This is a genomic window from Actinokineospora sp. NPDC004072, assembly GCF_053604195.1.
Map to the genome: position 1 here is coordinate 1 of NZ_JBSGHB010000012.1, position 18,197 is coordinate 18,197.

Sequence of the window (18,197 nt, forward strand, 5' to 3'; positions counted from 1 at the left end):
ACGCCGCTAAACTGGCCAGGGCGTGAACGGGCTCCGCCCGCCTTCACCGCCTTCACGCCCAAGCGGCGTTTCGCTTAGGGGTCCCCGCGAATGCGGGTTCACCCCATCGGACCCACCACCCACGCCGCGCACCACCACCCCAGCCCACCCACACAACCCCGAGCCGCACCCCGAGCCGCAAGACGCAAGCCACCGCCCACACCACCGCAGCCGAAAGCCGCAGCCGCCACCCACCGCCGCCGCAAGCCGTCGTCGGCCACAGCCGCAAGCCACAGCCACCGCAGCCGCCCGCCAGCACACCGTCACACCACCCCAGTCACCATCCCCCGAAGCCGCTCAAACACCTCCACCCGAGCCCCCATCCCATCATGCGCAAACTCATTCGTCACCCACACCTCCACCCCCCGAACCACCCGCCCGGTCTCCACCGACAACCCATGATCCACATACAGATCGTCCACATACACCACAGCCGCCACCGGCACCCGGTTCACCACCAACCGATCCACGTCATACAACGCAGGCCACACCCGCCCAGCCAACAGCTGCGCGCACTCCCGCAACGGCACCAGACTCGGATCCTGCTCGAACAACCACGGATAGAACATCTCCGCCGTGAACAGCCCCTCCCGCTCGAACTCCGGGAACTCCTCCCGCACCCGATGCGCAGCCCACCCCGACGCCCCGCCCTGGCAGTAGATCGCCTCGTGCAGCACCGCGTACAGCGGCCGATCGGCCATCGACAGCGCCGCATCAACCCCGCGGAGGAACGCATCGGACATGGCGCGGCCGGAACCGCAGGGGATGAACGCGCGGGCCAGCAGGTGGTGGAGCAGGTCGAAGCTGCCCACCACGCCGAAGCACAGCCCCAGCATCCGGAACCGCTCGGGCGTCAACCGCTCCCCCGTCGGCATCCGGGTGTCCGTCTCGGCCAGGTGCTCGACCACGGCCCGCGCGATCGCCCGGTCCTGCGGGTACCGCGCGAAGTAGCGCTCGTTGTGGGCGATCGCCCGCGGGTAGGCCGCGCGGTACACCTCGTCCGGTCCGGCCGTCAGCCCCGGCAGCCCGCCCGCGATCATCACCTCGGCCAGCCCCTCCGGGGCCAGCGACAGGTACGTCAGCGCGCAGAAGCCGCCGAAGCTCTGGCCCAGCAGGCTCCACGGCCGCTCGCCCAGCAGCGCCCGGCGCACGATCTCGGCGTCGCGGACGATCGAGTCCGCGCGGAAGTGGCTGAGGTAGTCGGCTTTCTGCTCGGCGGTCAGCCCGGCGAGGGACTGGCGGGTGGCAGGCGTGCTGCGGCCGGTGCCGCGCTGGTCGAGCAGCAGCACCCGGTAGTCGCGCAGCGCCCGGCCCAGCCAGGCCGCCCCCGATGAGGGCCGGTCGGCGGCGTGGCCCGGCCCGCCCTGCAGGTACAGCAGGGTCGGCAGGTCCCGGCCGACGTTGCCGCTGCGCACGACCTCGGTGGCGAAGACCTCGATGCGCGCCCCCGCCGGGTCGGCGTGGTCCAGCGGCACCTCGAAGGTGTGCTCCAGGCACACCTGGTCGGGTCGGCGGTAGGTCAAGGGCATGGTTGGGAACCCCCGGTAGCAGGTGCGACTGACCCGACTATTGCCGCGCCCGGCGGCTCGGCGGCATCACACCTTCCATATCCCCGCCGTTATCGCACCGCTGCGACCTGCGGGTTCGCCGACCGGTCGGGGCCGGACGCCGGACGGGGCGCTGGTGCTCGCCGCGCGGGCGGCCACAGGATGGCGCGGTCCCCGTGGCAGTCGGCGGAGGTCTGATGCGGCACACCGGCGAGGCAGGCGCGCTCGACGCGGGCACGGCCGCGCCGGACCGCTCGCCGCTGCGGATCGCGCTCGGGCGGCTGCGGCGCGACCGGGTGGCGGTGGTGTGCCTGGGCGTGTTCGGGTTCTTCGTCGCCGTCGCCGTGTTCGCCCCGCTGCTGGCCCGGCTCGCGGGCCAGGACCCCTACACGCTGCACTTCGACCTGGTGGACGACTACGGCTTCCCGTTCGACGGCCCCACCGCCGAGCACTGGTTCGGCGTCGAGCCCCGGCTGGGCCGGGACCTGTTCGCCCGCTGGGTCTACGGCGCGCGGCCGTCGCTGCTGGTGGCCGGGATCGTGACGGTGCTGACGACCGCCGTCGGCGTCGTGGTCGGCCTGGTCGCCGGGTTCTTCGGCGGCTGGGTGGACCGGGTGCTGTCCTGGCTGGTCGACTTCGTGCTGAGCCTGCCGTACCTGCTGGTCGCCATCGCGCTGCCCGCCGTGCTGGTCTCGGTGGTGTACGGCTCGGCGGAGAACACCAACCCCGAGCAGGTCAGCGCGGTGCGGTTCTGGTCGCTGATCGCGGTGCTGACGGTGTTCGGGTGGGCGAGCCTGGCCCGGCTCATCCGCGGGCAGGTGCTCTCGCTGCGCGAGCGCGACTTCATCAGCGCGGCGCGGGTGCTCGGGCTGCCCCGCCGGGCGATCCTGTTCCGCGAGCTGCTGCCGAACCTGGTGGCCCCGATCGCGGTGTCGGTGACGCAGGCGTTCCCCGGCTACATCGTCGTGGAGGCGGGCCTGACCTTCCTGGGCGTCGGGCTGACCGAGCCGACCCCGTCCTGGGGCGGCACCATCGCCGCCGCCCAGACCTTCTACCGCGCCGAGCCGCTGTACCTGTGGCTGCCGGTGCTGGGCATCACCGCCCTCGTGCTGGCCCTGAGCCTGCTCGGCGACGCCGTGCGCGACGCATTCGACCCGAAGATCCGCCGATGACCCGCCGGTGATCTGCCGACGAGATGGGGAGCTGGACTGTGAGCAGAACGCGACACCTGGCCGCCGCGCTGGCCGTGTGCCTGGCCGCGGCGGGCTGCGGCGGCAGCGGGCGGCCGAGCCCGGCGGCGGACCAGGGCGGCGGGATCGCCCAGGACCGCACCGCGATCGACCCCGACGCGACCGGCCCGGCCCCGGAGGTCCCGGGGGCGACCAAGGGCGGCGTGATCACCGTCTACGCCCGGACCACGCCGCACACCTTCGACCCGACGAACGTCTACTACGCCGACGCCAACGCGATCTCCAAGCTGCTGTTCCGCACCCCGACGCAGGTCATGATGCGCGACGGCCACCCGGTGCTGGTCCCCGACCTCACCGACCTGGGCACGGTGTCCGACGACCAGCTCACCTGGACGTTCAAGCTGCGCAACCCGGTCAAGTACGACGACGGCACCGAGGTCAAGGTCGAGGACCTCGCCTACGCGATCAAGCGGTCCTTCGCCCACGACGTGTTCTCCTACGGACCGTCCTACCAGCTGCTGTACTTCAAGGACGGCGACAAGTACAAAGGCCCCTACGCCTCCGGCGAGGACTACTCCGGCGTGGAGACCCCGGACGCCACCACCCTGGTCATCCACCTGGCCAAGCCGTTCGCCGACCTGCCCTTCTTCATGTCCTTCCCGCTGTTCACCCCGATCCCCCAGGCCAAGGACACCCGGGAGACCTACGGCAACGACCCGCTGGCGACGGGCCCGTACCAGTTCGACTCCTACACCCCCGGCACCAACCTCAAGCTCGTCCGCAACCCGCACTGGGACCCGGCGACCGACCCCGCGCGGCACCAGTACGTCGACGGGTGGGACTTCCGCTGGGGCCAGGACGACGTGAAGACCCAGCAGCAGGTGCTCAACTCCGCAGGGCCGGACGCGGCGGCGCTCAACTACGCCCAGGTCGACGCCTCCCTGGTCCCGCAGCTGGCCGGGGACAGGGCGGCCCAGCTCGTCACCGGGGCCAGCCCGTGCACGCGCACCTTCCAGCTGGACTCGCGGAAGATCCCGCTGGAGGTGCGCAAGGCCATCGCCAAGGCGTGGCCCGCCGACCAGCTCTGGCGCGCGGAGGGCCTCAACCCGCACATCGCGGAGAAGGCCACCACGATCCTGTCGCCGAGCGTGCCCGGCTACGTCCGCTACGAGCCGGTGCCCGACCTGACCGGGGACGGCCCGGGCGACCCGGCGGCGGCCATGGAGCTGCTGGCGGCGGCGGGCAAGGTCGGCTTCGAGCTGAGCTGGTACTACGACAGCGCCTCCGCGCGTGCGCAGCAGGCCGCGCAGATCCTCTCCGACGCCATGACCGCGGCGGGGTTCGCGGTCAAGCCCATCGGCATCACCACCGCCGAGGTCCGGGCCAAGACCTCCGACTACGACGCGCCGGTCAACATGGGGCAGAGCCCGCAGGGCTGGTGCTCGGACTGGCCGACCGGCGGCGGCTGGTTCCCGGTGCTGTTCACCTCGGAGGCGGTGGCCAACCAGCAGAGCCTGGGCATGCTGGCCGACCCGGCGGTCGACGCCGAGATCGAGGCCATCGCCACCCTGCCCGCCACCGAGGCGGCGGCCAAGTGGGGCGAGCTGGACCGCAAGCTGATGGGGATGTACCTGGTGATCCCGCGCTTCTACATGAAGACGGCGTTCGTCGTCGGCACCGCCGTGGGCGGCGCCGAGGCCGACAGCTCCCAGGGCCAGCCCGCCTACGCGAACCTGTTCGTCAAGCCCTAGGGCCCAGTTGCGCCCGGCCCCGCGCGGGCCGGCGCCGATGGACCGGTCCGGTGGTCCCCCCTGCCGCCGGGCCGGTCCCCCGGGAGGGACACCCCATGCTGCTCATGCTGCTGTACGTGCTGCGCAGGCTCGCGTCGGCGGCCTCGGTGGTCGTGGCCACGATGCTGGCCGGGTTCGGGCTGTTCTTCCTGGCCCCCACCGACCCGGCGGGCGCGATCTGCGGCAATAACTGCTCGGCCGAGCGGGTCGCGCACATCCGGGCGAGCCTGGGCCTCGACGAGCCCTTCCTCAGCCAGTTCGGCCACTACCTCGCGGGCGTCGTCGCCGGGCGGACGTACGAGGCGAACGGGGTGGTGATCGACTGCTCCGCGCCCTGCCTGGGCTTCTCCTACCAGCTCAACCAGCCGGTGACCGCGCTGATCGCCGACGCGCTGCCGGTCACGGTGTCCATCGTGGCCGGGGCATCGGCGGTGTCGCTCACGGTCGGCGTGCTCACCGGGGCCTTCGCCGCGCGCAGGCGGGGCACGGCCGCCGACCGGCTCGCCGTGGCCACCGCGCTGGGGTTCGGGTCGGTCCCGTTCTTCGTCGTCGCCCTGCTCTCGGCGCTCTACCTGGCGGGCACCGCGCTGCCCCGGGCCCAGCACGTGCCGCTCGGCGAGGACCCGCTGGGCTGGGCGAGCGGGCTCGTCGCGCCCTGGCTGACCCTCGGCGTGGTCAGCGCCGCCGCCTACACCCGCCACGCCAGGGCGGCCATGATCGAGTCGCTGGGCGAGGACTACATCCGCACCGCGCGGGCCAAGGGGCTGACCGAGCGGCGGGTGGTCTACCGGCACGGCCTGCGCGCCGCGATCACCCCGGTGGCCACCCTCTTCGGCCTCGACATCGCCTTCCAGCTGACCGGGGCGCTGTTCACCGAGGCCATCTTCGGCCTGCCCGGCCTCGGCGTGCTCACCCTGCGCGCCTTCGCCGTGTTCGACCTTCCCGTCCTCATGGGCGCCGTGCTGGTCGGGGCCACCGTGCTGGTCGTGATGAACCTGGTCGTCGACATCGCCTACACGGCGCTGGACCCGAGGGTGCGCCTGACATGACCGATCCCTATCTGGTCGTGCGCGACCTCACCGTCGAGTTCGGACCGCTGCGGGCGGTGTCCGGGCTCAGCTGCGGCGTCTCGCTGGGTCGCACGCTGGCGATCGTCGGCGAGTCCGGCTCGGGGAAGTCGGCGGCGTCGCTGGCCGTGCTCGGCCTGCACGACCCCGCGTCCGCCCGGGTCACCGGCTCCATCACCGTCGGCGGCACGGAGGTCGTCGGGATGCCGCCGCACGAGCTGCGCGCGCTGCGCGGCGGCCGGGCGGCGATGGTCTTCCAGGACCCCCAGTCGGCCCTGCACCCGTACTTCACCGTGGGCGCGCAGATCGCCGAGGCGTACCGGGCGCACCACGCCATGTCCCGCCGGGCCGCCCGGGAGCGCGCCGCCGACGTGCTGGGCCGGGTGGGCATCCCGGCGGCCCGGCGGCGGCTCGACGACTACCCGCACCAGTTCTCCGGTGGCATGCGCCAGCGGGTCATGATCGCGATGGCGCTGGTCAACGACCCCAAGCTGCTCATCGCCGACGAGCCCACGACCGCGCTGGACGTGACCGTGCAGGCGCAGATCCTCGACCTCATCGCCGACCTGCGCGCGGAGTTCGGCACGGCGGTCGTGTTCATCACCCACGACCTCGGGGTGGTCGCCGAGATCGCCGACGACGTCCTGGTGATGTACGCGGGCCGCTGCGTCGAGCAGGGCCCGGCCAAGGCCGTCCTGTCCGCGCCAGCGCACCCCTACACCTGGGGCCTGCTGGAGAGCATCCCCGTCACCGCCGACCAGCCCGGCCGCCTGCGCCCGATCCCCGGCAGCCCGCCCAACCCGCTGGACCCGCCCACCGGCTGCGCGTTCCACCCGCGCTGCCGCTACGCCGAGCGGGTGCCCGACGCCGCCTGCCGCGACCGCCTGCCCGCGCTCGCGGGCACCGGGCCGCGGCTGTCCCGCTGCCACCTGCCGGAGCCCGGGCAGGTCTTCGACGCCGAGGTCCGGCCGCGGCTGGGGGTGCACCATGCCCGATGACCTGCTGCGGCTGGAGAACGTGGTCAAGCACTTCACCGGCCGGGAGACCGTCCGCGCGGTCGACGGGGTGGGCCTGGCGCTGGCCGAGGGCGAGACCCTGGGCCTGGTGGGCGAGTCCGGGTGCGGGAAGTCCACGCTGGGCAGGCTGGTCACCCGGCTGCTCACCCCCACCAGCGGCGCCGTCGTCTACCGCGGCACGGACATCGCCGCCCTGCCCGAGCGGCGGCTGCGCCCGGTCCGCGGCGACATCCAGATGGTGTTCCAGGACCCGTACCTCTCGCTCAACCCGCGCCGCACCATCGGCTCGATCATCGGCGCGGCCGTGGCCCGCTCCGGCGAGCGGGAGGGCGGGCGGCGGGTGCGCGAGCTGCTGGCCACCGTCGGCCTCGACCCCGGCCACGTCGACCGCTACCCGCACGAGTTCTCCGGGGGCCAGCGCCAGCGGGTCGGCATCGCCAGGGCGCTGGCCACCCGGCCCCGGCTGATCGTGGCCGACGAGCCGGTCAGCGCGCTGGACGTCTCGATCCAGGCGCAGATCGTCAACCTGCTGCAGGACCTGCGCCGCGAGCTGGGCATCGCGTTCCTGTTCATCGCCCACGACCTGGGCGTCGTGCGGTACTTCTGCGACCGGGTTGCGGTGATGTACCTGGGGCGCATCGCCGAGACCGGGACCGCCGAGCAGATCTACACCAACCCTCGGCACCCGTACACCCAAGCGCTGCTGTCGGCCGCGCCGGACCTGTCCGCGCTCCGCTCGGACGCGCCGAAACCGCGCATCCGGCTGGTCGGGGACGTGCCCAGCCCGGTGAACCCGCCCAGCGGGTGCCGCTTCCGCACCCGCTGCTGGAAAGCCGACGAGCGGTGCGCGGCCGAGGAGCCCGAGCTGCGCGGGCGCGACCACCAGGTGGCCTGCCACCACGCGCTATGACGTCTGGCCCAGCCAGGCCCGGTAGTGCTCGTGCCTGCCCGCCGCGGCGTGGTAGGCGTCGCGGGCCAAGCGCAGCAGGTCGGCGAAGCCGTCGGCCAGCAGGCCCTCCGCGCGGCACACGAGCAGGTGTCGCATGTGGACCGGTGTGCCTGCCAGCGGCTTGACGACCACCCCGTCGCCGGTCGGGAAGACGGCCTGGCAGGGGCTCACCGCGCGCCGGGTCGCCACGATGTCGTGCTGGGGCACGGCATCCGAGACCGAGTACAGCACCCGCGGGGTGAACCCGGCGCGGTGGCAGGCGGCGTAGAAGCAGTCCGGCCAGCCCGCGCCGTCCTGCGGGGTCACCGCCCACCGCTCCCCCGCCAGCTCGGCCAGGTCCACCTCGGCGCGGTCGGCCAGCGGGTGGCGGTCGGACATGGCCACGAACACCGGCTCGACGGCGATCACGTCCGCCAGCACGGTGGACGGGGTGTTCAGCGGGAAGCCGGGGTAGTCCACCACCGCGGCGGCGTCGAGCCGGTCGGCCAGCAGCAGCTCCCACAGCGCCCGCGGCGAGTAGTCCCCGTGCAGCCGCACCTCCACGTCCGGCAGCAGGTCGCTGAGCCGGTCGGCCAGGCCGATCGACACCGCGCAGGACACCCCGCCCAGGCGCACCTGCGGGCGATCGGCGCAGACCTGCCGCCCGGTGGCGCGGCGCAGCTCCTCCACGGCCAGCAGCACACCGCGCGCCCGGGTGAGCAGGAACTGCCCGAGCGGCGTCGGCGTCACGCCCCCGCGGCCGCGGTCGAAGAGCCTGCCGCCGACCTCCCGCTCCACGCGCTGCAACCGCGCGGACAGCACCGGTTGCGACACCCCGAGGACCGTCGCCGCCCGGGTCAGGCTGCCCGCATCGGCGATCGCGCACACCGAGCGCAGGTGCCGCAGCTCAAGGCCCATCCGCCCGAGGCTAGACGACCTCGTCGGCCCGCGTAACCCGCGCGCCGGCGAAATCGATCACCGCGCGCAGCACGTCCTGGTCACCGAGGATGCGCCGGTGGCCGAGACGTTCGGTGGTCATCAGGTGGGCGGCTGGCCAGTGCTGGGCGATGGCGGCTCCGTTGGCGTGGCTGACTTCCCGGTCGCCCTTGTCGTGCACGACCAGCAGCGGCGGCAGGTCGGTGCGGTCGGCGGCGCGGGCGGGGATGTCGAAGTCGGACATGGAACGGCCGACCAGCCGCTCCAGCCTGCGCACCAAGGCGGCGCGGGTCTTCTCGCCCAGGCCGAGGAACTGGGCGAAGAGGCGGATCTGCACCATCGGGTCGGCCATCGGGGCGATGAAGGCCAGGCGGGTCGCGGGCAGGCCGTCGAGCACGGCGAGCGCGGTGGCCGTGCCGCCCATCGAGTGGGCGACGATGGCGTGCGCGGGGCCGAACGCGGCCACCACGGCGGTGAGCGCGGCGGCGAACTCCGGCAGCGTCGCTCGGCCCGGGCCGAGCGCGCCCGGCCCGGACTCGCCGTGGCTTGGCGCGTCGAAGGCGATCACCCGGTGCCCGGCGGCGACCAGCGGCGGCACCAGCCCGGCGAGCTGGCCGCGGTGGCCGCCCCAGCCGTGCACCAGGTACACCGCAGGACCGCCGCCCCAGGTCTCGACGCGCATCCCCGCGATGGTCGCGGTGGTCCCGCTCGGCCCGGCCGACGGCCGGGCGTGGCGGGGCGTCACCCACAGCCGCAGCGCCAGCCGCCCCCCGATCTCCGGTGCGAGCCGGTCGAGCACCTGGAACGTGCGTCGAACCAGAAAGATACGAACGATCGTGCTTTTCTTGGCGCCTGCCACGGCCGCCCCCTTGTCCGATTGAGATTCCTACGTGGTCGCCCGCGCGGCGGCGAGCAGGTTGTCGAACGCGCGCCGGGTCATCGACTCGGCGGCGGGGTCGCCGAGGAGCCGCTGGGCGTGGAAGAAGGCGAGCATCACGCCGTGCAGGTCGTGGGCGAACTGCACGGGGTCGGCGTCGGCCCGGAACTCCCCCTCGCTGATCCCGGTCCGGAACATCTGCGCGACCGAGTCGGCGAAGTCGAGGTGGTCGCGCACCAGCTGATCCCGAATCGGCCCAGGCTGATCGTCATACTCCGCCGACGCCGACACGAACAGGCACGCCGACCCGCCATCGCGGCCCAGCGCCAGCCAGCGCTCGAACAGCGCCCGCACCCGCGCCTCCCCCCGAGGCGCCGCCAGCGCAGGCCGAACGACCTGGTCGACGAACTGCTCCCGAGCATGCGCAAGCACTTGCGCCTGCAAGGACTCCTTCGACTGGAAGTGCGCGAACAGCCCGCTCTTCGACATCCCGGTCCCGGCCGCCAACGACCCGATCGTCAACCCAGCCAACCCCACCCGGCTCGCCACCTCAGCAGCCCGCCCCAACACCGCCTGCCGAGTAGCCTCCCCTTTGCCCACCCACCCTTTCTAGCACGAACGTTCGGTTCTGACCAAGCTGCGGCACGCCTGTTCCAGACTGCCGACGCTCAAGGCCGCCGACCCGTCGGCGGCGCGCGTCGGGGTGCAGGTGTTGCAGGCGGTTCCCGCGAAGCTGCGGCCCGATCGGATCTTCCTCCGGCCTGACCGGGTGCGGTTGACTGCTGGGGTGTCTCGACGCGGTGCGTTGGTTCAGGTGGGGTTGTGGGGGGTGCTCGTCCTCGGGCTGATCCTCATCTGGTCGCGGCATGACGCCAATGCGGTGGCGACGGCGTTGACGATCCTGACCGGGGCTGCGGCGGTGACGCAGTTCCTGATGGCGGGGCGGTGGAAGGCCAAGCCGCGGGTCAGCAGTGACGAGCAGGTGGCGGCGGCGCTGGCCGCGCTGGCGCGGGAGCTGGTCAAGCAGTGGGTGCCCGAGGGGCGCAGGCGGATGCTGGACGAGACCAACCGGCTCGCCGTGCGGTGCAGGCCGCTGGTCGGGGTGGACGTCGACTGCGACCAGCTCATCGCGGGCTACGTCGACGCGCCGCGGCGGATGGTGGTGGTCGGGGCGCCGGGGTCGGGGAAGACCGGGTTGTGCGTGCTGCTCACCTTGGCCCTGCTGCACCGACCGGACGCCGGGCGGGTGCCGCTGCTGGTGCCGGTGTCGGCGTGGAACCCGGAGGAGAACGTCGAGGCGTGGCTGCTGTCCTGGCTGCTGGAGACCTACCCCTTCCTGGGCAGCCGGTCCCGCTTCGGCCCCACCGCCGCGCAGGAGATCCTGGCCGGGGACCGGGTGCTGCTCATCCTCGACGGGCTCGACGAGCTGCCCGACGACCAGCGCACCGCCGCGCTGGAGGCCATCAACAGCGACCTCGGCGGCTCCGGCCCGCTGGTGCTCACCAGCCGCACCGCCGAGTTCGCCGCGGCCAACGCGGGCGGCCTCATCCGGGACTCGCAGGTGGTCGCGCTGCTGCCGCTGCGCGACCGGGAGATCGCCGAGCACCTGCGGGCCACCGTGCCGCAGGCGAGCATCGAGCGCTGGGAGCCGGTGCTCACCGCGCTGGGCGAACGCGACGGCGGCCCGCTCGGCCAGGTGCTGCGCACCCCGCTGATGCTGTCGCTGGCGCTCGCTGTCTACACCGACCCCAAGCGCGACGTGCGCGAGCTGCTCGCCCTCCCCGACGCCGGGCAGGTCGCGGCCAAGCTGCTGGACGAGTTCACCACCCGCGCCTTCACCACGCGCAAGCCGTCCCCGCTGGACAACCCCGAGCACCGGCCCGGCCGCTGGCGGCCCGCGCGGGCCGAGCGCTGGCTGGCGTTCCTGGCCGGGGAGTTCCGCGAGGTCGCCTGGTGGCAGCTGTGGCGGACGGTGCCGCGCTGGGTGTTCGTCGCCCGGGGGGTGCTCATCGGCGGGACCATGACCGCGCTGCTGGGCTGGCTGTTCCTCGGCCTGTTCGGCGAACCGGTGCTCGGGCTGCTGCTCGGCGCGGCGGTCGGCGTGGTCGCGGGCGTCGCCCTGGGCCTGGTGCCCGCCGAGGCGCCGCGGCGGTTCGTGCCGCGGGTGCCGCGCCGGGAGGAGATCGGCCGCGACCTGGTGTACGCCGCGGTGGGCGTCGTCGCGGGCGGGGTGGCGGTCGGGGCGCTGTACGGCGGGTGGCACGGCGTCGTCGTCGGGCTCCTGTTCGGCACGGCCTTCGGCCTGATCCGCCGGTTCACCGAGCCGACCGAGCCCTCCGAGGCGGTCACCCCGGACTCGGTCCTGCACGCCGACCGGCAGGCGGTGGTCGTCGCCACCGCCCTGGGCTCGGGGCTGGGCATGCTGGTGGGCGGGTTCTTCGCGGGGGTGGTCGGCGTTCCCGAGCCCGGCCTGGTCGTGCCGATCACCGACCCGGTGCGGCTGGGCCTGGTCGGCGCGGTGGTCGGGCTGCTGCTCGGGGCCAGCGGCCTCGGCCTGACCACCTACGCCACCAGCGCCAGCGCCCGCTTCAACACCGCCCGGATCTGGCTGGCGCTGACCGGCAAGACCCCGTGGCGGCTCATGGCCTTCCTCCGCGACGCCCACCGCGTCGGCGTGCTGCGCCTGGTCGGCCCGGTCTACCAGTTCCGCCACGAGCTCCTGCGCGACCGCCTGGCCCGCCGCCGGTGAGCCCGGGCGCCTTGCGCAGCAGCACGCCCAGCGGCCCGCGCGGCGGCGGCAGCCGGTCGCCGATGCCGGGCAGGCGCCTGCGCACCAGCGCCATCCACAGCGCCGCGTACAGCACGGCGCGCATGCGGCGGGGCAGGCGCAGCTCGGCCAGCCGCGCGCAGATGCCCGCCAACGTCACCTCGCCGCGGGTGGCCCCGGTGGTCACGCCCGCGCGCCGGTCGGCGTCGACGTCCTGGTAGTCGTCCAGGAGCTGCAGCACGGCCCCGAGCTCCCGCACCCGCGCGGGCCTGCTGATCGGCCCGGTGGCCACGGCGAAGAGCACGACCACGCCGTACCCGCCCTTGCCCCAGGTGATCCCGCGGACGACCGCGGGGTCGACGCCCGGTTCGGCCTGCTCCCGCGAGCGCACCTGGTAGGCGTGCGCGCGGGCGAGGTCGGCGTGCACCGGGTCGTCGGGGCCGAGCCGGGCGGCGATCTGGTCGAAGAGGGCGGCGAACACCTCCTCCACCGGGTTGGCGGGCGCGAACCCCTGCCCGGCGAACCGCTGCGCCAGCCTGCGGTCGACCTCCGGGCCACCGAGGCCGTCGATCAGGTCGTCGTAGACCCGCGTGATGGCCCCGGCCAGGACCGCGAGATCCGGCCGCAGCCTGCGCCCGGCCAGATCGGCATACGCCGCGGCCAGGAACCCCAGCTTCACCGCCACCGACCGCAGGACCCGGGCGACCTCGGCGTCCGGCACGAGCGGCACCACCACCCGGTCGAACTCCGCGGCCAGCTCCGCCGCCCGGCGCCGCGCCCCGGGCACCCGGCCCGCCCACGGCAGCCGCCGCAGCAGCGCGAGCACATCCCGGAGCAGGCCCCTCGCCCCGTCCACCAACCCGCCCCCCGCTGTCGCGTCGAACCGTAGCGGCATCCTCCTCGCGGACGACCCGCTCCTCCGCACTCCGTAGGCCGCGAATCGCCTGCGAGCACGACGACACCGGCCCCCGCCGCGCGCGACCCTTGAACCGGAAGGAACCACAGGGGGAAGAAGGAGCGGATGACGATGCGATCCAGCATTTCCTGACACCGGCCCCGCGTCGATCACTGGGGGTACCGACGCGGGGTGGGCGGGGCCCGCCGGGGGGTGGCGGGCCCCGCCCCTCGTCGGCTCAGGCCGTGAAGAAGGACCAGAAAGCGGCGGTCGCGTCGAAGGCGGCGCCGTTGGGCGGACCGGGCCAGAAGTGGCCGTCGCGGTCGGGGCTTCCGGTGTCGAGCTGGTCGACGACGACCGCACCCGGATGGGAGCAGCGGAAATGGACGGTCCTGGCCACCACGCCCCACCCGGTCTGCCCGGTGTCGGTGACCACCTGGTCGTCGGCGCAGCCGTTGGCGGCCGCCCAGCCACCGGCCAGCAGGTGCATGCCCGCGGTCATCGCGGCCAGGTCGCCGCCGCAGCAGTGGGCGAGCACGTGGTCGTTGTGGGAGAACACCAGGCGCATCGGCACCGGGTGGGCGGCCAGCTCCGGGCAGATCCGGCCCGCGGCGTCGGGCAGCGGGGCGGCGGCGACGAGCCCGATGCCCGCCAGCCGGATCCCGTCCAAGCCGCCCCGCGCGCCCGCGCAGGCCAGCTGGGAGGCCATCAGGCCGCCGCTGGAGAACCCGACGGCGTAGACCGCGGCCGGGTCGACGCACAGCCGCTCGACGGCGATCCCGATGAGCCGCCGCAGGAACTCGGTGTCGCTGACCCCGCGCGCGGCCTCGTCCTCCGGCGCGGTGGTCCAGTGCGGCGCGGAGTCGGGCTGCACGACCACGAAGCCCTCGGCGTCGGCCTTGGCGCGCATGCCGCTGCGGGCGTCCTGCTCGTCCTTGTCGCTGAACGCGCCGTGCAGATCGATGACGAGCGCGCCGCCGGGGTCCGGGGCGCCGTCGGGCTTGTGCTGCACGACCGGCCACGCCGCCTCGGTGTGGTCGCCGGGCGGCGCGCAGCCCGGCGCCGCGGATGAGCTGATTGGGGTGGTCATGGCGAGCACGGCCAGGGTCGCAAGGGCGGCGCGGATGAGCACGGGGCGAGTCTGGCGGAGGAACCCGCGGCCGAGCGCGCGCCGCGAGCGGTTTCGCTCGTTAGTGTGGTGGGCCATGCGCGTTGCTCGGCCCAACACCGCGGACGGCGCGGGCGCGCTCGTCCTGCTGGCCGTCGACATCTGGTTCAACGCGGCGCTGCAACACCCGACGCCGCCGCTGGGCTGGTCGGTGGTGTTCCTGGCGGGCAGCACGCTGCCGCTGGCGTGGCGTCGGCACGCGCCGGTCGGGGTGCTGTGCGTGGTGGGCGGGTTCGCGCTGGCGGGCACGGTGCTCGGGCTCGCGATCAGCGAGGTGGGCGTGCTGATCGCGCTCTACACGGTGGGCGCGTGGCGGTCGCGGTGGGTCGCGGTGGGCTGCCTGGTCGCCTTCGGAGTGAGCAAGGTCGTCGCCGAGTTGGTGACGGGCTTCGCCCTGTCGTGGATCCCGGTGCTGGTGGTCCTGTACTGCACGGCGGTGGTGCTGGGCGACCAGCAGCGGGCCAACCGGGAGCTGGCCGCCCAGGAGCAGCAGGCCAGGGCGCGCCTGGCGACGGCGGCCGAGCGCAGCCGCATCGCGCGCGAGCTGCACGACGTGGTGGCCCACACGGTGAGCGTGATGGTGCTCTACGCCTCCGTGGCCCGCCGCGCGGTGCGCAGCGACCCGGCGCGCGCCGACGAGGCCTTGGCGCAGGTGGAGCAGTCCGGCCGGGAGAGCCTGGCCGAGCTGCGCAGGCTCTTGGGCGCGCTGCGCACCGAGCCCGCCGACCTCGCCCCGCACGCCAGCCTTGCCAACCTGGACGACCTCGTGGCGCGCTGCGCCGCGGCCGACCTCCCGGTGCGCCTGCGGGTCGAGGGGAACCGGCGGCCGCTGGCGGCCGGGGTGGAGCTGTGCGCGTACCGGATCGTCCAGGAGGCGCTGACCAACGCGGCCAAGCACGCCAACCCCAGCGAGGTGACCGTCGACTTGGCCTACCGCGACCGCGAGCTGCGCATCGATGTGCGCAACGACGGCCCCGGCCGGGCCGACGGCGACCCGGGCCACGGGCTGATCGGGATGCGGGAGCGGGCCGCCCTTGTGGGTGGTCACATCGACATCCATCATGGACCGAGCGAGTTCCGCGTCACCGCAACGCTCCCCTATCAGGGCTAATCCGTCCACTGTCGAGTGACAGCATCCGGTGGTGGGCGGCGGCCGGGACTACGCTCCGGCCACTATGGGCGCCCTCTCCGTTCTGCTCGCCGACGACCAGGCCCTGATGCGGACGGGCTTCCGGCTGATCCTGGAGGCCGAGCCGGACATCGAGGTCGCCGCCGAGGCGGGCGACGGCGAGCAGGCCGTGGCGCTGGCCCGCCTGCACCGCCCCGACCTGGTGCTGATGGACGTGCGGATGCCCAGGATGGACGGGATCGCCGCGACCCGGGCGCTGGCGGGCCCCGGGGTGGCCGACCCGATCCCGGTGCTGATCCTGACCACCTTCGACCTCGACGAGTACGTCTTCGACGCGCTGCGGGCAGGCGCGAGCGGCTTCCTCCTCAAAGACGTCCCGTGCGACCGCCTGGTCGACGCCGTGCGGATCGTCGCCGCGGGCGACGCCCTGCTCGCCCCCGCGGTGACCCGTCGGCTGATCCACCGCTTCGCCCGGTGCGCGCCGGTCCGGGTCGACACGGCCGCGGTGGCCTGCCTGACCCCGCGCGAGCGGGAGGTGCTGGTGCTCATGGCGCGCGGCATGTCCAACGCCGAGATCGCCGCCGAACTCGTCCTCGGCGCGACGACGGTGAAGACCCACGTCGGGCGGGTGCTGATGAAGCTGGACCTGCGCGACCGCGTGCAGGCGGTCGTCTTCGCCTACGAGCACGGCCTGGTCCGCCCCGAAGCCACCCTATGAGGAAATCCGCCCACAGGCGCGGACGAGGCCGGGAGGCCGCACGTCGGGTCGGCCCCTTGGCCGCCGCGGAAATTCGGCGGACCGGGGCCGCCTTCTGTAGTAGCTTCGCCGGTCGGCTGGCCCCCGCCCGGGGACCGCGTTGGGGGTGGCGAAATGGGACACGTGGAGGTCGCGCACGTCGAGTACCACCTGCCGGACGGGCGGGCGCTGCTCGACGACGTCTCCTTCCGGGTCGGCGACGGCGCCGTGTGCGCGCTGGTCGGCGCCAACGGCGCGGGCAAGACGACGCTGCTGCGGCTGATCGCCGGTGAGCTCAAGCCCGACGCGGGCGCGGTGACCGTCAGCGGCGGCCTGGGCGTCATGCCGCAGTTCGTCGGGTCGGTCCGCGACGAACGCACGGTGCGCGACCTGCTGGTGTCGGTCTCCCCGCCAGCGCTGCGCGCCGCGGCCAAGGCCGTCGACGACGCCGAGCTCGTGCTGATGGACCGCGACGACGAGGCCGCGCAGATGGCCTACGCCCAGGCGCTCAACGACTGGGTCGAGGCGCGCGGCTACGAAGCCGAGGTGCTGTGGGACAAGTGCACGATGGCCGCGCTGAGCATGCCGTACCAGAAGGCGCAGTGGCGCGAGGTGCGCACGCTCTCCGGCGGCGAGCAGAAGCGGCTGGTGCTGGAGGCCCTCCTGCTCGGCGGCGACGGCGTGCTGCTGCTCGACGAGCCGGACAACTACCTCGACGTGCCCGGCAAGCAGTGGCTGGAGCAGCGGCTGCGGGAGACCACGAAGACGGTCCTGTTCGTCTCCCACGACCGCGAGCTGCTGGCCAGGGCCGCCCAGAAGATCATCAGCGTGGAGTCCGGCAGCGGGGTGTGGGTCCACGGCGGTGGCTTCGAGACCTACCACCAGGCCCGCGAGGAGCGCTTCGAGCGGTTCGAGGAGCTCCGGCGGCGCTGGGACGACAAGCACGCCCAGCTGAAGAAGCTCGTCGCCGACCTGCGCCAGTACGCATCCCGCAGCGACGACATGGCCTCCCGCTACCAGGCCGCGCAGACGCGCCTGCGCAAGTTCGAGGAGGCCGGACCGCCCGCCGCCCCGCCGCGCCAGCAGAAGATCACCATGCGGCTGCGCGGCGGCCGCACCGGCGTGCGGGCGGTGACGTGCGCCGGACTGGAGCTGACCGGCCTGATGAAGCCGTTCGACCTGGAGGTCTTCTACGGCGAGCGGGTCGCGGTGCTCGGGTCGAACGGGTCCGGGAAGTCGCACTTCCTGCGGTTGCTGGCGGGGGAAGACGTCGCGCACAGCGGGATGTGGAAGCTGGGGGCGCGGGTCGTGGCCGGGCACTTCGCGCAGACGCACGCCCATCCGGAGCTGATGGGGCGGACGCTGGTGGAGGTCTTGTGGGACCACGGGATGGATCGTGGGGCGGCTATGGGGGTGTTGCGGCGGTACGAGCTGGATGGGCAGGGGGATCAGCTGTTCTCGCGCTTGTCCGGGGGGCAGCAGGCTCGGTTCCAGATCCTGCTGCTGGAGGTCGGCGGGGCTACGTTGCTGCTGCTGGATGAGCCTACGGATAACTTGGATCTTGCGTCGGCTGAGGCGTTGGAGCAGGGGTTGGCTGCTTATGCGGGGACTACTGTGGCGGTGACGCATGATCGGTGGTTTGCTCGGTCGTTTGATCGGTATTTGGTGTTTGGGGCGGATGGGGTGGTGCGGGAGGTTGATGAGCCGGTGTGGGATGAAGGGGTGGTTCGGCGGGAGCGGTGAGGTGTGATCTGGGCTTGGATTACGGCTCGCGGGTTGCGAGGGTGGTTCGGTGGGGTGGTTGCGCGGCTTGCGTGGTGGGTTCGATGGGGTGAACTCGCATTCGCGGGGACCCCTAAGCGAAACGCCGCTTGGGCGTGAAGGCGGTGAAGGCGGGCGGAGCCCGTTCACGCCCTGGCCAGTTTAGCGGCGTTTCGCTCCCCGCGAATGCGAGTCCACCCCATCGGACACTTGGGCGGGGGCGCGTGCGGTTGGGTGGGGCTTTGCTCCGCGCGAATGTGGGTCCTCCCCCATCGGACAGGCTTGGTGGGGCGCGTTGCTGTTTAGCGGGTTGCGCTCCCCGCGAATGTGGGTCTATCCCATCGGCGGCAG

Annotated in this window: 15 protein-coding genes; 9 read left to right on the plus strand and 6 right to left on the minus strand. The window is 73.6% G+C overall.

Annotated elements, in window-relative coordinates:
- Positions 1 to 302 precede the first annotated feature (302 nt).
- Positions 303 to 1,568, minus strand: a complete 1,266-nt coding sequence (locus ACWEPX_RS19495) for an alpha/beta fold hydrolase (RefSeq protein ID WP_451898597.1) — start codon at positions 1,566 to 1,568, stop codon at positions 303 to 305.
- Positions 1,569 to 1,783: 215 nt separating this feature from the next.
- On the opposite strand from ACWEPX_RS19495, the gene ACWEPX_RS19500 reads away from it, so the two are divergent.
- From ACWEPX_RS19500 to ACWEPX_RS19520, 5 genes are all read left to right on the plus strand, one after another.
- Complete coding sequence (locus ACWEPX_RS19500; protein WP_451898598.1) at positions 1,784 to 2,758, plus strand: ABC transporter permease; 975 nt, start codon at positions 1,784 to 1,786, stop codon at positions 2,756 to 2,758.
- Positions 2,759 to 2,796: 38 nt separating this feature from the next.
- On the plus strand, positions 2,797 to 4,527 hold the full coding sequence (locus ACWEPX_RS19505; RefSeq protein ID WP_451898599.1) for an ABC transporter substrate-binding protein: 1,731 nt from the start codon (positions 2,797 to 2,799) through the stop codon (positions 4,525 to 4,527).
- A gap of 95 nt (positions 4,528 to 4,622) precedes the next feature.
- Positions 4,623 to 5,615, plus strand: a complete 993-nt coding sequence (locus ACWEPX_RS19510) for an ABC transporter permease (protein WP_451898600.1) — start codon at positions 4,623 to 4,625, stop codon at positions 5,613 to 5,615.
- Positions 5,612 to 6,631: an ABC transporter ATP-binding protein gene (locus tag ACWEPX_RS19515; protein WP_451898601.1), complete on the plus strand. Its 1,020-nt coding sequence runs from the start codon at positions 5,612 to 5,614 to the stop codon at positions 6,629 to 6,631. Before ACWEPX_RS19510 ends, ACWEPX_RS19515 begins: the two co-directional genes overlap by 4 nt.
- Positions 6,621 to 7,559: an ABC transporter ATP-binding protein gene (locus ACWEPX_RS19520; protein WP_451898602.1), complete on the plus strand. Its 939-nt coding sequence runs from the start codon at positions 6,621 to 6,623 to the stop codon at positions 7,557 to 7,559. The genes ACWEPX_RS19515 and ACWEPX_RS19520 overlap by 11 nt, the downstream gene beginning before the upstream one ends.
- Here the strand turns inward: ACWEPX_RS19520 and ACWEPX_RS19525 are convergent.
- The 3 genes from ACWEPX_RS19525 to ACWEPX_RS19535 form a co-directional block, all read right to left on the minus strand.
- A complete protein-coding gene (locus ACWEPX_RS19525; RefSeq protein WP_451898603.1) occupies positions 7,554 to 8,495 on the minus strand; it encodes a LysR family transcriptional regulator in 942 nt (313 codons plus the stop codon). The genes ACWEPX_RS19520 and ACWEPX_RS19525 overlap by 6 nt on opposite strands.
- Before the next feature lie 10 nt (positions 8,496 to 8,505).
- On the minus strand, positions 8,506 to 9,312 hold the full coding sequence (locus ACWEPX_RS19530) for an alpha/beta fold hydrolase (RefSeq protein ID WP_451898604.1): 807 nt from the start codon (positions 9,310 to 9,312) through the stop codon (positions 8,506 to 8,508).
- Positions 9,313 to 9,399: 87 nt separating this feature from the next.
- Positions 9,400 to 9,990 carry a TetR/AcrR family transcriptional regulator gene (locus ACWEPX_RS19535; RefSeq protein WP_451898605.1) on the minus strand — a complete coding sequence of 197 codons (591 nt, stop codon included), beginning with the start codon at positions 9,988 to 9,990 and terminating at the stop codon, positions 9,400 to 9,402.
- 214 nt (positions 9,991 to 10,204) lie between these two features.
- Between ACWEPX_RS19535 and ACWEPX_RS19540 the strand changes: the two genes are divergently transcribed.
- Positions 10,205 to 12,139, plus strand: a complete 1,935-nt coding sequence (locus tag ACWEPX_RS19540) for an NACHT domain-containing protein (RefSeq protein ID WP_451898606.1) — start codon at positions 10,205 to 10,207, stop codon at positions 12,137 to 12,139.
- Here ACWEPX_RS19540 and ACWEPX_RS19545 read toward each other — a convergent pair.
- Both ACWEPX_RS19545 and ACWEPX_RS19550 read right to left on the minus strand, forming a co-directional pair.
- The gene (locus tag ACWEPX_RS19545; protein WP_451898607.1) at positions 12,030 to 13,013 is read right to left on the minus strand and encodes a class 1 isoprenoid biosynthesis enzyme; all 984 of its coding nucleotides are present in this window, start codon (positions 13,011 to 13,013) and stop codon (positions 12,030 to 12,032) included. The genes ACWEPX_RS19540 and ACWEPX_RS19545 overlap by 110 nt on opposite strands.
- Positions 13,014 to 13,290: 277 nt before the next feature.
- Entirely contained in the window at positions 13,291 to 14,184 is an 894-nt protein-coding gene (locus ACWEPX_RS19550) for an alpha/beta hydrolase family esterase (protein WP_451898608.1), read from the minus strand.
- Positions 14,185 to 14,257: 73 nt separating this feature from the next.
- Between ACWEPX_RS19550 and ACWEPX_RS19555 the strand changes: the two genes are divergently transcribed.
- The 3 genes from ACWEPX_RS19555 (at position 14,258) to ACWEPX_RS19565 (ending at position 17,828) form a co-directional block, all read left to right on the plus strand.
- The gene (locus ACWEPX_RS19555) at positions 14,258 to 15,331 is read left to right on the plus strand and encodes a sensor histidine kinase (RefSeq protein WP_451898609.1); all 1,074 of its coding nucleotides are present in this window, start codon (positions 14,258 to 14,260) and stop codon (positions 15,329 to 15,331) included.
- A gap of 64 nt (positions 15,332 to 15,395) precedes the next feature.
- Positions 15,396 to 16,067 (plus strand): response regulator, encoded by a 672-nt coding sequence (locus ACWEPX_RS19560; protein WP_451898610.1) that lies wholly within the window; start codon positions 15,396 to 15,398, stop codon positions 16,065 to 16,067.
- A gap of 153 nt (positions 16,068 to 16,220) precedes the next feature.
- A complete protein-coding gene (locus tag ACWEPX_RS19565) occupies positions 16,221 to 17,828 on the plus strand; it encodes an ATP-binding cassette domain-containing protein (protein ID WP_451898611.1) in 1,608 nt (535 codons plus the stop codon).
- Positions 17,829 to 18,197: the final 369 nt, after the last annotated feature.

Bases quoted from the DNA above. Each gene is read 5' to 3' on its own strand.
- ACWEPX_RS19495 (WP_451898597.1), bottom strand. From the start codon at position 1,568: ATGCCCTTGACCTACCGCCGACCCGACCAGGTGTGCCTGGAGCACACC.
- ACWEPX_RS19500 (WP_451898598.1), top strand. From the start codon at position 1,784: ATGCGGCACACCGGCGAGGCAGGCGCGCTCGACGCGGGCACGGCCGCG.
- ACWEPX_RS19510 (WP_451898600.1), top strand. From the start codon at position 4,623: ATGCTGCTCATGCTGCTGTACGTGCTGCGCAGGCTCGCGTCGGCGGCC.
- ACWEPX_RS19515 (WP_451898601.1), top strand. From the start codon at position 5,612: ATGACCGATCCCTATCTGGTCGTGCGCGACCTCACCGTCGAGTTCGGA.
- ACWEPX_RS19520 (WP_451898602.1), top strand. From the start codon at position 6,621: ATGCCCGATGACCTGCTGCGGCTGGAGAACGTGGTCAAGCACTTCACC.
- ACWEPX_RS19525 (WP_451898603.1), bottom strand. From the start codon at position 8,495: ATGGGCCTTGAGCTGCGGCACCTGCGCTCGGTGTGCGCGATCGCCGAT.
- ACWEPX_RS19555 (WP_451898609.1), top strand. From the start codon at position 14,258: ATGCGCGTTGCTCGGCCCAACACCGCGGACGGCGCGGGCGCGCTCGTC.
- ACWEPX_RS19560 (WP_451898610.1), top strand. From the start codon at position 15,396: ATGGGCGCCCTCTCCGTTCTGCTCGCCGACGACCAGGCCCTGATGCGG.
- ACWEPX_RS19565 (WP_451898611.1), top strand. From the start codon at position 16,221: ATGGGACACGTGGAGGTCGCGCACGTCGAGTACCACCTGCCGGACGGG.